At 67.7% G+C, this 11,573-nt stretch carries 11 protein-coding genes and 1 tRNA gene; 4 read left to right on the top strand and 8 right to left on the bottom strand.

The genetic code is table 11. From position 1 onward, the window contains the following. Nucleotides 1-46: 46 nt before the first annotated feature. On the top strand, nt 47-250 hold the full coding sequence (locus tag ACIQLD_RS09000) for a hypothetical protein (RefSeq protein WP_402607502.1): 204 nt from the start codon (nt 47-49) through the stop codon (nt 248-250). Here ACIQLD_RS09000 and ACIQLD_RS09005 read toward each other — a convergent pair. Both ACIQLD_RS09005 and ACIQLD_RS09010 read right to left on the bottom strand, forming a co-directional pair. Beyond that, complete coding sequence (locus tag ACIQLD_RS09005; protein WP_402607504.1) at nt 238-1,887, bottom strand: hypothetical protein; 1,650 nt, start codon at nt 1,885-1,887, stop codon at nt 238-240. The two genes, ACIQLD_RS09000 and ACIQLD_RS09005, sit on opposite strands and share 13 nt — an antisense overlap. A gap of 32 nt (nt 1,888-1,919) precedes the next feature. Continuing rightward, entirely contained in the window at nt 1,920-2,216 is a 297-nt protein-coding gene (locus ACIQLD_RS09010; protein ID WP_402607506.1) for a hypothetical protein, read from the bottom strand. Nucleotides 2,217-2,319: 103 nt separating this feature from the next. On the opposite strand from ACIQLD_RS09010, the gene ACIQLD_RS09015 reads away from it, so the two are divergent. Next, the gene (locus ACIQLD_RS09015) at nt 2,320-3,363 is read left to right on the top strand and encodes a hypothetical protein (protein ID WP_402607507.1); all 1,044 of its coding nucleotides are present in this window, start codon (nt 2,320-2,322) and stop codon (nt 3,361-3,363) included. A 7-nt stretch (nt 3,364-3,370) separates the two neighbouring features. Here ACIQLD_RS09015 and ACIQLD_RS09020 read toward each other — a convergent pair whose 3' ends face one another. The 3 genes from ACIQLD_RS09020 to ACIQLD_RS09030 all read right to left on the bottom strand — a co-directional run bounded on the left by ACIQLD_RS09020 (nt 3,371) and on the right by ACIQLD_RS09030 (nt 6,644). Next, nucleotides 3,371-4,405, bottom strand: coding sequence for an alpha/beta fold hydrolase (locus ACIQLD_RS09020; protein ID WP_402607510.1), 1,035 nt, complete (start codon nt 4,403-4,405; stop codon nt 3,371-3,373). A gap of 176 nt (nt 4,406-4,581) precedes the next feature. Then, nucleotides 4,582-5,619 (bottom strand): methionine synthase, encoded by a 1,038-nt coding sequence (locus tag ACIQLD_RS09025; protein WP_402607513.1) that lies wholly within the window; start codon nt 5,617-5,619, stop codon nt 4,582-4,584. 20 nt (nt 5,620-5,639) lie between these two features. After that, nucleotides 5,640-6,644 carry a DUF1852 domain-containing protein gene (locus ACIQLD_RS09030; protein WP_402607516.1) on the bottom strand — a complete coding sequence of 335 codons (1,005 nt, stop codon included), beginning with the start codon at nt 6,642-6,644 and terminating at the stop codon, nt 5,640-5,642. A 121-nt stretch (nt 6,645-6,765) separates the two neighbouring features. Between ACIQLD_RS09030 and ACIQLD_RS09035 the strand changes: the two genes are divergently transcribed. Further along, nucleotides 6,766-7,707, top strand: a complete 942-nt coding sequence (locus ACIQLD_RS09035) for a LysR family transcriptional regulator (protein WP_402607518.1) — start codon at nt 6,766-6,768, stop codon at nt 7,705-7,707. A 202-nt stretch (nt 7,708-7,909) separates the two neighbouring features. On the opposite strand, the gene ACIQLD_RS09040 is transcribed toward ACIQLD_RS09035, so the two are convergent. From ACIQLD_RS09040 to ACIQLD_RS09050, 3 genes are all read right to left on the bottom strand, one after another. Then, nucleotides 7,910-9,148: a Fic family protein gene (locus tag ACIQLD_RS09040; protein WP_402607521.1), complete on the bottom strand. Its 1,239-nt coding sequence runs from the start codon at nt 9,146-9,148 to the stop codon at nt 7,910-7,912. A 312-nt stretch (nt 9,149-9,460) separates the two neighbouring features. Then, nucleotides 9,461-9,551 (bottom strand) — tRNA-Ser (locus ACIQLD_RS09045). A 63-nt stretch (nt 9,552-9,614) separates the two neighbouring features. Further along, the gene (locus ACIQLD_RS09050) at nt 9,615-10,661 is read right to left on the bottom strand and encodes a hypothetical protein (RefSeq protein ID WP_402607523.1); all 1,047 of its coding nucleotides are present in this window, start codon (nt 10,659-10,661) and stop codon (nt 9,615-9,617) included. 130 nt (nt 10,662-10,791) lie between these two features. Here ACIQLD_RS09050 and ACIQLD_RS09055 point away from each other — a divergent pair, with 130 nt between their 5' ends. Beyond that, entirely contained in the window at nt 10,792-11,568 is a 777-nt protein-coding gene (locus ACIQLD_RS09055) for a hypothetical protein (RefSeq protein WP_402607526.1), read from the top strand. The last annotated feature ends 5 nt before the right edge of the window (nt 11,569-11,573 follow it).

Consider the following 11,573-nt stretch of genomic DNA (forward strand, 5'->3'; position numbering starts at 1 on the left):
GAAGAAGATCTGCCCGGAGAAGACCGGCACGACGAAGGAGCCGCACATGAGCACACGCGATCGCAACGACATCAGCACCGAGCCCTCTCCCGGCCCGGACGAGAACGACAATCTCGGAGCCGAGGACGGCAAGGGGACCCCGCCGACCGTGCCTCCCACGGACAAGGAAGACACGGACAAGGAATACACGGACGGGGACGACACGGACAAGGAAAAGGACGTCCTCGCCGACGATCCTCAGCGCGACTGACGACGGCGGGCGGCTACCGATAGCCAAGCGCCGGCGAACGCGAACGCGATCCCGGCGGCCGCGAGCGCGGGGCCGTCCCCTCCGGAGCGCGCGAGTTCACGCGGAAGCGTCGGATCGCCCTGATCGACGGCCGCCGCCGGCGCGGCGACGACCTCGCGTGTGAGGGTCTGATGATCCACGGGCACAGAGCCGCCTCGAGCACCCGGGCTCGTCGCCTCGACATCGACGACGATCGCGGTGCCGCCCGTGACCACCAGGGCGGAGAAGGAGACCGTGACGCTGTCTCCGGGGGCGATCAGCCCCGTCCAGCGCAGCACATCGCCGTCGAGGACGGCAGCGCCCGCGGTCGCTCCGATCGGACGGTCGATGCGCGCTGCACGCAGCAGCGATGCCAGGTCGGCCGTCAGCGTCGCATCCGCCAGGGGCACGTTCCCGGTGTTCGTGAGCGTGAACTCGTACGCGACCCGGTCGCCGGGGCGCAGCGATGTACCCTCGGCCGGTGATGCGGCCGTGTCGAGGTCGAGCCCAGGCGACGCCGGCTCGGTGCTGCCGATCCCGCCACTGCGGCCGGTGTACATCAGCAGGGTGGACGTCTGAGTGGACCCCGAGGGGTCGTGGAGCGCGTCCGACACGGCGCCGATGGCATTGAACAGCCCCACCGCTCGACCGGCCTCCGGCACCGCGGGGTTGTCGGCGGGGAGATAGGTGACGACACCGGTGACCTCCCGAGGGGACGAGAGCACGTAGAAGGCACCGTCGACGGGGCGCGGGATCGTGGCGCTCACGACCGGGGTGCCGTCGAGGGAGTCGTCGCAGTTCAAGACGTAGTCGGTGCCGGCGACGAGAACGGTGCCACCGCTGACGGGGATGTTCACGGGGCCGGGGTCCGCAGAGAACTCGCGCAGCTGCACACCGGCGCAGTCCGGGGTCGATCCGGTGAACGGAGGGCTCGGGTCCGCGCCGGCGGCCACCCACTGGCCACCCCGGGCAGCGAGCGAGGAATCGCCTTCGGCCTTCGCCTGGACGACGAACCTGCCGGTCGAGGTGCTGGTCGCGCCGTGGACCCAGTGCCCGCCGACATACCGGAAGAGGTCGACCGCGACCCCGTACCCGACGTCGGCGGTATGACGCACACCCTCCGCGTCGAACACGGCGTGGTACGTCCCACCTCCCTCGCTGAGGATCCCGTTGCCGACGATCTGCAGGAAGAACGTGAACGTTCCGCTCACCTTCCGGCTGTTCGCGGCGGTCTCGGTGAACGTTCCGGTGACCGTATCGCCGTCGGCCGACTGAGCTGTCACGGCGACGTCGACGAGTGCCGCTCCCGCCGCATCGACGATCGATGCCCCTTCGCTGAGCACAGCTCGGGTGCCCGCCGGTGCACGCACCTCGAAGGTGTCCCCGGTGTTCGGGAGCTCGCGCTCCACGGTGAGGGTGACGGCGAGATAGGGCAGGGCCGCAGACGGGACCAGAGGATTCGATGCTTCGTACGGAGCCACCGAGATGTCGGTGACCGTGGGCGCGGATTCCGCGGCGGACGCCGGGGCATCCGCGATGACGACGGCTCCGAAGAGGATGCCGACGGTGAGCACCAGGGCGAGCGCGGTTCGGCGGAGGGAACGACGGGCGGCGGGCACGACGGAGACTTCTGAATGCTCGCTGATGACGCCTACCCGAGCTGATCGAGGACGAGTTCTCCGCGAGCGTTGAGGTTCTCCATCATGCGCTCGATCCGCTTCGTGTCGATCTCCGGCATCTTCGCGCCGTCGAACGCGAGCGCCAGCGGAATCGCGGGGTGCATCCAGATGGTGAGCCGGCCGGCGGGGTTCTTCTCCTCCGGCAGCCAGGTCATCATGAAGCTCTCGTGTCGGCGGAGCTTCGTGCCGATCACGATCTTCAGGTGCGCCAACGTCGCATCATCGATCTCGATCGGAGGTCGTGAGCTGTTGTACTCGAGAGTTCCCATGGTCTGAGGCTACTCCGAACGCACGCGCCCACGACGGGAGCTTCCGAGGTTCGTGACCGTCAGGTTCCGCGGTGAGCGCTGTCGGATGTCGTAGCCTCGACGCATGGTGAGCCCCATCGACAGCGCGGTCGTCGAGCCCCGGCCTGCCCCGCGGACCACGGCCGGACGTTCGCTCGCGGTGATCGGGCTCACGATCCCGCTCATGCTCCTCATCGACTACGCCGTGTCCTACGCGACGGTCGTCGCGCTCGTCGGCGGTCTCCCGTTCGTCCTGATCGCGGCGGTCCTCATCGCGTTCGCCGTGCTCGCGGCAGGCATCGCTGTCCTGGGCACGGCGTTCACGGGAAGGCCCGCGATCCTGGGAGGAGTGGTCGCCGCCGGGGTGCTCACGTGCGCGGGCGCGTTCGGACTCCTGAGCGGCATCCTCGGCCCCCTGGCTCTCCAGACCGATGCGCTGCTGCATGTCGCGGTGTGCACCCTTGCGGCTCTCACGCTCGGACTCTTCCTCGGGCCGATGCCGCTGCGGCTCGTGGGTGCGGTGTCGGTCGTGGTGCTGGTCGCCGTGCTCGCCCTCGTCCCGACGCCGACCGAGACCGCGGCCGTCGATCGCGCGAATGCCGAGAGCGACCGATTGGCCGAGGTGAAGACGAGCTGGATCGAGTCGGGGAACTTCCCGCTCGTGACCGACCTTCCCGGTTGGTCGAACGTCGAGGTCAGAGCGACCGGAACCGATGCCGCCACCTGGGTGCGCAGCGACACGGGTTCCGTCGCTCGCATCATCATCCAGTGGAACGCGGTCGACCCCGACCCGCTCGCGCCGTGCAACTTCATCGGCGGACCCGGGCTGGAGTGGGATCAGGGCTCCGAACACCTGCCGTCCTGGTGCGTGCGAACGGGCAACCGGTGGTCTCGCTCAGACGGAAGCGCCGTCTACACCCATGACGCGGGCACCGGCACCACCATGTGGATCATGGCGTTCGGCGGCTACGACGCGGAGCGGGTGGGCGGATCGACCGCTGCGACGGCCGAGGACATCGCCGCCCTGATCGCGTCGTTGCACCCCATGAGCCGCGATGACGCGGAGCACTACCTGCTTCCGACTTTCGACGGCATCGACAGCCCCGAGGTGCAGACGCCCGGCCTGTGAGCAGAGATCACGCACGGATCTCACCGCCGGATCCAGTGGAACGCGCGTGGGGCAACGCCAGATCCACGAGACTCACGATGAACTTCCCCGGCTCCTCGAACATGCACAGGTGCGCGGAGTTCTCGAACCAGACGACATCCACGGACGGCGCTGACACCTGGTCGATCCAGCGCTCCACCGGGGCTGTCGGCGTCGTCCAGTCATGGCGTCCGAGGAACTGCAGCATCGGCACCGCGAACGAGGTCTTCGCACGAGCGTCGAAGGACAGCAGGGCGGGGAGTACCTCGGGCATGGTCGCCTGTTGTCCGACACCGATCAGTGCCCGCTCGTCGTCCGTGTAGTGCGGCGACAGTCCGGCCGCGTCCGTGAAGTAGGCGAAGTCGGAACGGTAGGCGGAGAGTCCGCCGTAGTACTGCGCCCATCTCCGGCACGTCACGATGCGCTCGAGTGTGAGAGGCTGCGCGCCGGGATACTCGCCGAGCGACTGCAGTTCGGCGATGGCCTGCTCGTTCCCGTCGGCGAGCGCGCTGCGCATCGCGAACCCGTAGCTCTCGACCTCGTTCTCCGGCCCGGAGATCACCTGCCCGATCCCGATGTAGGCCCAGAGCAGGTCTGGCCGCCGCTCGGCCAGCGTGATGCCGATGATCGTTCCCCAGCTGTGCCCGAGCACGCCGACAGCGCTCACCCCGAGTTCATCCCGGAGCCAGGCGATCAGTTCCTCGAGGTCTCCGACGTACCGCTCGACGCTCAGATCCATCCCGTCGTGCACCCCCGCCGCAGACTTCCCGCTGGCGCGTTGGTCGTAGTTGACCACGGTGAAGTAGTCCTCGACTGCGCGTTGCCAGATCCACGACGACGGCAGCGAGGGAAGGGCCGGCCCGCCATGGCAGACGATGAGGACGGGGTTGCGGGTGTCGCGTCCTCGAATCGAGACGAACTGCTCGACGCCGCCGAGCTCGACGAAGGTCGTGCGATCGATCGCTTCGGGATTCGGGAGGCGGCACAGATCCGCGATCACTGCGCGGCCGGTTTCGTCGGTCATGCCGTCACACTAGCGAGACCTCGGTGCGGTCTTCTCGCCGCCGCGGGGTTCAGAGCAGGGCGGCCACCTTCTCGGCCGTCTCCTTCGCAGAGCCGGGGTTCTGGCCCGTGACGAGATTCCCGTCGACGACGAGAAGATCGCGTCGTAGGCCCGCATCCGGGGCCGGAGCCGGAACCTCAGACCGTCGCGGGAACGAGTTCCTCACGGAGGATCGCGGCGCCTGCGCTGAGAGCTCGCAGCTTGCCGCGGGCGATGTCACGGGACACCGGCGCCATGCCGCAGTTCGTGCTCGGGATGAGCTTGTCCGCGTCGACGAACCGGAGCGCGTTCCGAAGGGTGTCGGCGACCTCTTCCGGAGTCTCGATGATCGGGCTGGCCACGTCGATGGCTCCGAGCATGACCTTCTTGCCTCGGATGAGCTCGATGAGGTCCAGGGGCACGTGCGAGTGGTGGCTCTCCAGCGAGATGGTGTCGATGATCGAGCGCTGCAGAAGCGGGAACGACTTCTCGTACTGCCGCCATTCCGCGCCGAGAGTCGCCTTCCAATCCGTGTTCGCCTTGATCCCGTACCCGTAGCAGATGTGCACCACGGTCTCGGCGCGCAACCCTTCCGCCGCCCGCTCGAGCACCGCCACGCCCCAGTCCTGCACATCGTCGAAGAAGACGTTGAAGGCCGGCTCGTCGAACTGGATGATGTCGACCCCGGCTGCTTCGAGCTCCTTCGCCTCCTGGTTGAGGATGGTCGCGAACTCCCACGCCAGCTTCTCGCGGCTCTTGTAGTGACGGTCGTAGAGCGTGTCGATCATCGTCATCGGTCCGGGCAGAGCCCACTTGATGGGCTGGTCGGTCTGCTGGCGGAGGAACTTCGCGTCGTCGACGAACACGGGCTTCTCGCGGCTCACGGCACCGACCACGGTCGGCACGCTGGCGTCGTACCGATCGCGGATCCGCACGGTCTCGCGCTGGTCGAAGTCGACGCCGGACAGGTGCTCGATGAACGTCGTGACGAAGTGCTGCCGCGTCTGCTCGCCGTCGCTGATGATGTCGATACCCGCCACGCGCTGCTCCTCGACGGCGATGCGAAGCGCATCCTGCGTGCCCTCGATCAGCGCGTCGCCCTGCAGCTTCCACGGAGACCAGAGCGTCTCGGGCTCGGCCAGCCAGGAAGGCTTCGGCAGACTGCCGACGATCGAGGTGGGAAGGAGCTCGCGCATGATCGGTGATCTTCCTTTCGTCATCCGACGAAGGCCAAAGACGCGGCGGAGGTGCCGGCGGCCCACTGCTCGAGCAGCTCGCCGTGCGGCTTCATGAGGTGCGCCTCGGCATACTGCCCCTGCTCGGTCGCAAGCCGGCTCCGCTCTTCACGGTCGTAGGCGATCTTGGTCACCGAGTAGTCCTGCTGGTCGAGGGTCGGCCGGTAGATGCTCGCCGCCTCCGAGTTCGCGTTGTAGATCTCCGGTCGGTAGATCTTCTGGAACGTCTCCATCGTGCTGATCGTGCCGAGGAGCTGGAGGTTCGTGTAGTCGTTGAGCAGGTCGCCGCGGAAATAGAACGCCAGCGGCGCGACACTGCCGCGCGGCATGAAGTACCGCACCGAGAGGCCCATCTTGCCGAAGTACGCGTCGGTCAGCGAGGCGTCCTTCTGCTCGTACTCGACGCCGAGCACCGGGTGATGGTTCTCGGTGCGGCGGTACGTCTTGCTCGTCGAGACGCTGATGCAGATCACTGGCGACAGCGAGAAGCGCTCCCGGTAGGCCTCGGAATCGAGGAAGTGCTGGAAGAGCTTGCCGTGCAGGTCGCCGAAGTCGTCGGGAATGCTGAAACGGCCTGCAGCTTCGGTGGCCGCCGGCAGCCGCACGCTGAAGTCGAAGTCGCGGATGTACGACGAGAAGTTATTGCCCACGATCCCCTGGGTGCGCGTGCCCGTCAGACGATCGACGATCGCGACGTCCAGCACCTCCAGCAGCGGGAACTCCTGGTCCTCCCCCGCCGTGGCGAACTGCAGCGCGACCGAGACGATCTCGAGCTCGAGGGCGTAGCGGTCCCGGTCGGGGTTGTCCCAGTGCGCCAGATCGTTGAACCGACGCTCGATCATCGTCAGGGCGTTGCGGAGGTTCTGCTGACGGTGCTCACCCCGCGCCAGGTTGGCGAAGTTCGTGGTGATGCGGGAGTCGTCGGACGGCGAGTAGTCCTCGTCGAAACGGGTCGTCGTGATGCGGAACGTGAATTCGGATGCCATGAGCGGCCAATCGGTGGACTGATCGGCCGGGCTCGGCCTCGATCGGGGTGTCTCCATGATGACGACAAGGTGCCCCCATCGGGTAATGCGCGGCGACTATGTGATGACATAGGCTTTGTCTATGGCCAGGCGCTCGAACGGCATCACTCTGCAACAGCTCACCTACTACATCGAGGTCGCCGCGGAGGGATCGATCAGCGCCGCCGCCGACCTGCTCTACGTCGCCCAGCCCACTCTGTCCGCAGCGATGAAAGACCTCGAGAGCAGAGTGGGGAGGAGCCTCCTCGTCCGCTCCGCCCGCGGTGTGACGCTCACCACGGATGGCGTGGAGTTCCTCGGATACGCCCGGCAGGTCGTCGAGCAGGTCGCGCTCCTCGAGCAGCGCTATCTCGGTCGGCCACCGTCGCGACGTCTGCTCGGAGTGTCGACCCAGCACTACTCGTTCGCTGTCGACGCGTTGGTGCGGATGGTGAAGGCGACCTCGGCTGCCGAGTACGAGTTCTCCCTGCGCGAGACGCGCACGTGGGACATCATCGAAGACGTCCGCACGCTCCGCAGCGAGCTGGGGATCCTCTACCGGAACGACTTCAACCGCAACGTCATCGACAAGCTGCTCCGCGACTCCGGGCTCGCATTCCACCCGCTCTTCGTCGCCGAGCCGCACATCTTCATCTCCCGCAAGAATCCCCTCGCCGCGCGGGATCGCGTGACCCTCGACGATCTCGCCGATGTGCCGAGGCTCACCTTCGACCAGGGCGCGAACAACTCCTTCTACTTCGCCGAGGAGATCCTCTCCACCCTCTCCAGCCCGCAGGACATCCGCGTCTCCGACCGCGCGACGATCTTCAACCTGATGATCGGGCTCGACGGCTACACGATCTCGACAGGGATCATCAGCGACGACCTCGATCCCGAGATCGTCGCCATCCCGCTCGATGTCGACGAGCACATCGAGATCGGCTGGATCGGGCACGCGGCGATCCCGCTCACCGAGCAGGCGCTGCGCTATCTCGCCGAGCTGCGCGCCGTCGTCTCCGAGTTCGGGGTGGAGCTGCTCGGGTGAGGTCGTCGACGTCGACCAGCTGGAGCTCCGGACGACCTCCTCTTCCACGCCGTCGCGCACGGGGAACAGGCCGGACGTCAGTTCCTGTCGGCGGCCTGCTCCTGCTCAGCGCGGCTCCTCGATGCCAGCTTCCCTTCCCGGCGCTGCTCACCGCAGCCTGAGGAGGGTCACCCTGCACGGCCGGCGTTCGTGCTGCTCGGTGTCAGTGCACGGTCAGCCGACGGATCTCGGCAGCATAGGCGTCGAGCACCCCGAAGATCCCGCGGTGCTGCCAGACCCGGTTACGACCCTTCCCCGTCGTCTCGATGAGCACTCCGCGCGCAGTCAGCGCGTCGAGCGCGCGCAGCGCCGCCATCTCGCCCAGGCCGAGCTGGGCCATGAGGTACTTCGTGTTCACCGCGGGCTGTCCGACCAGGTAGGGAAGCACCTTCCAGGCCGCGGCATCCGCACGGATGCCCTTCACCTTCTGGCGGGACTCGTCGAGCTGCTCGACCAGATCATCCACGAGCCCGGTGCCCGTCGTCGCAGCGATGCGGCTGGCCATCGCGAACGCACGGACGATGGGACCGGCATCCCCGTCGCGGAACGCACCGAGGGCTGAGAAGTAGCGCTCGGTATCCACGAGGAGTCCCGCGGAGATCGGCACCGCTGTGGACCCGACGAGCCTCTTGTTCCGGAGGATCGACTGCGCGACGGCGCGCCCGGTGCGACCGTTGCCGTCGACGAACGGATGGATGGTCTCGAATTGGGCGTGGGCGACCGCGACCTGGACCAGAACCGAGACGTCCTGGCGGTCGGTGAAGGAGACCAGGTCCGCGATCGCACCGGGGATGCGGCCATGGTGCGGGGCGACGAACGTCGCGAAGCGGGGTCCGGCGTTTCCCCTGCCGATCCAGACCTGTTCCCGGCGGTAGCGACCGGCTTCGTGTTCAAGGCCGCGCTGATGCGTCAGCAGTGCACGGTGCATGGCCAAGATGGAGCCCTCACCGAGGTCGTCGGCCATCTGAAGCGCGGCCTCCATGGCGCGGACGTTGCCGATGACCGTCAGAGCGTTCGCCTTGTCGCCCTCATCGATCTCGGCCAGTGCGAGCTGCTTCGCCGAGGTCGTCAGTTGTTCGATCTGCGAACTCGACGCCGACTCCGTGCGCAGCAGGATCGCGGCCATCGGCCCGAGGGCGGGGTTGTCCGTGCCGAGCTTCTTCTGTGCGTGCTGATCGAACTCGACCAGTTGGCGAGTCGCGTCCTCCACGTCGGCCGCGTCTTCGCCGGAGAGCAGGGGATGCCACTGGGCGATCGGTGCCGTGATGGTCGCGTCGTACGGGCCCGTCTGACGCTGCACCTCTGCGCGGGAGAACATCTCCGGAGCGCGGGGAACCCACTCGAAGGTCTCGTGCGCGACGGCTTCGATGGGAATCGAAGGGGGCGTCGCATCCGTGGCCATGCATCCATGTTACCAACACTTATATCGATAAGTGTTGGTAACAGTGGTGTCGACTGCACAGATCGATTGAATGGATCTCTGCGGGCGCACGCGGAATCTTCGCGGTCGCAGGTTCGTTCGTCGCCACCGTGTTCGTGTTCTGGAAGCACCTCGGCCGCCGCACGATGGAGTCGAGCTCCCCACCCCGTCGCCTACGGCGACCCCGGAGCCAGGCGGCACCCCGCGCTGTCCGTTGCGTTACCGCCGGCCTCACCCCACACAAGACGAAGGCCCCGCTTCCCTGTGTTTCCAAGGGAGTCGGGGCCTTCGTGGTGGCGGTGACGGTGGGATTTGAACCCACGGTAGGGGGTTACCCTACACAACTTTTCGAGAGTTGCACCTTCGGCCGCTCGGACACGTCACCGCGGAATAGCTTACGCGACGCGGGGCCCGCACGCGAATCGAGACCCGCACACCGCCGCGCGCGTCACCAGGCGGCGGCGACCTCGGCGTGCGTGCGCAGGATGCCCTCGGTCGATCCGGCGGGAGCGCGGCCGATACCGCACTCGGTGGCGACCCCGAACTCGGGGGCGAACGGAGCCGCAGCGGCGATGCGGCGGGCGGCGCCTTCCGCGCCGTCCTCCCGGTGCACGAGGCCCAGGTAGAGCTCGTCGACCGGGGCGAGGCGTGCGAGCGGGGCGAAGTAGTCCTCGTCGTCGTGGTCGATCGGCACCGGCAGGTGCAGCCAGCTGAGCGGACGGGCGGCTGCCGCCACCACGGCATTCGCATACCGGACCAGATTCGCGGCGTCGCGCGGCTCGAAGAAGTGCTTCTCGCCCGCGTCGCCGTAACAGAGGTGCACACCCACCTCGACGTCGGCAGGCACCGCGTCGATCAGTGCGGCCAGGCGCGAGACCAGACCGTCGAACGGGTCGCCGGGCCACCACGCCTCCATGACCGCTCCGTAGCCGGCCGCGCGCTCGATGATGCCCATCTCGCTCGCCACGTCCCACTGCACCGCGAGGTCCTCGTGCGGGATGGCCTCGAGGATCCCGTCGAGCTCGCGCAGGATCGCGGCCGTGTAGACGGGCTCGATGGCGACACGGTCATCGCCCTGGAAGAACGAGGAGATCACGGCGAGCGGCGTCGGCAACGACACCTGGAACCGCACGCCCGCAGGAACCGCGCCCTCGGCGCGGAGGCGTGTGAACACGCCATACGACTCGATCGCCGCAGCGGCGTACCCCAGCGGCGGCAGCTCGATGCTCTCGGGATCCACTCCCTCGGCGATCCGCAGCCCGCGAGCATCGATGCCGGCAGGGAACGGGATGGGCTCGTCGCCGATGCGCTCGATGCCGTCGGCCTGGCCGATCACGTCGGGCTGGAACATGATCCAGTGGAACCGCTTGCCCACCTCACCGTCGGGGATGCGGCGCAGTCGCGTGCCGAGCAGTTCGGCGGCGGTGCGGAACGTGGTCTCGGCATCGTCGTAGTTCACGCTGCCCACGAGGAGGGCCCCCTGCGGTTGAGTCACGCCCTCAGAATATCGGCGCTCCCGGCGTGCTTTTCCCCGGCGATGGCCCCGCGCCACGAGTGGCATCCGAGTTAGGATGGCCTAAGAACCCGCCGCCTGTGGGGGCAGCGATGACGGGAAGGTATTCATCATGGGCTTCATCACGTCCGAGGCGCTGGCCGAGACCGGCTACGTGGTCCTCGACGATCACATCGGACCGACCGACCCCGCCGAGTGGCTCGCCCTCGAATACGTCGGCTGGCGCTCGTCCGGCATCACGCGCTTCGCCCCGCTCACCAGTTACGCGGGCGACGTCGACTGCAACGGCTTCTGGAACCACACGCCGCCGCGCGCCGACAAGGAGGGCGTCTGGGTCGACTCGCAGGTCGCGATCGCCCCCACCCTGCAGCGTCGTGCACAGGAACCCGGTGCCGGCATCGGTCGCTGCCGCGTGATCGAGCTGCAGCCGAACGAGTACGCCGACGCGATCTACAACCTGCACCAGGACGACAACAACCGCCTCAACGACGAGGGCACCGGCTGGGTGGTCCGCGGGTTCTTCAACCTCTCCGACGACACCGAGTCGATGCTGATCCTGCGCGCCGACCGCTTCGACCCCGCGACCGAGATCCGCCTGCCGCTGCGTGCCGGTTCCCGCATCATCGTCGATACCCAGCGCTTCTGGCACGCGGTCTGGCACCGCGGCACCGCGCCCCGCTACGCGCTCATCACCTCCTGGACGAGCGGCCCCGAGCTCGATGCGTACATCGCCGCGAACCATGGCGACTCGCACCCGCCGACGGTCGCCCTCGACCCGCAGTTCGTCGACGATGCGCAGGTCGAGCTGCACCGCCGCATCGAAGAGCGTCGCCGTGCCTTCGAGGCGCAGGGCATCGTGATGGAACCGCCCGTCGACATGAACGTCTGAGATCG

The sequence above is a fragment of the Microbacterium sp. NPDC091662 genome, from assembly GCF_044756705.1.
In the GTDB taxonomy this organism is placed as follows: domain Bacteria; phylum Actinomycetota; class Actinomycetes; order Actinomycetales; family Microbacteriaceae; genus Microbacterium.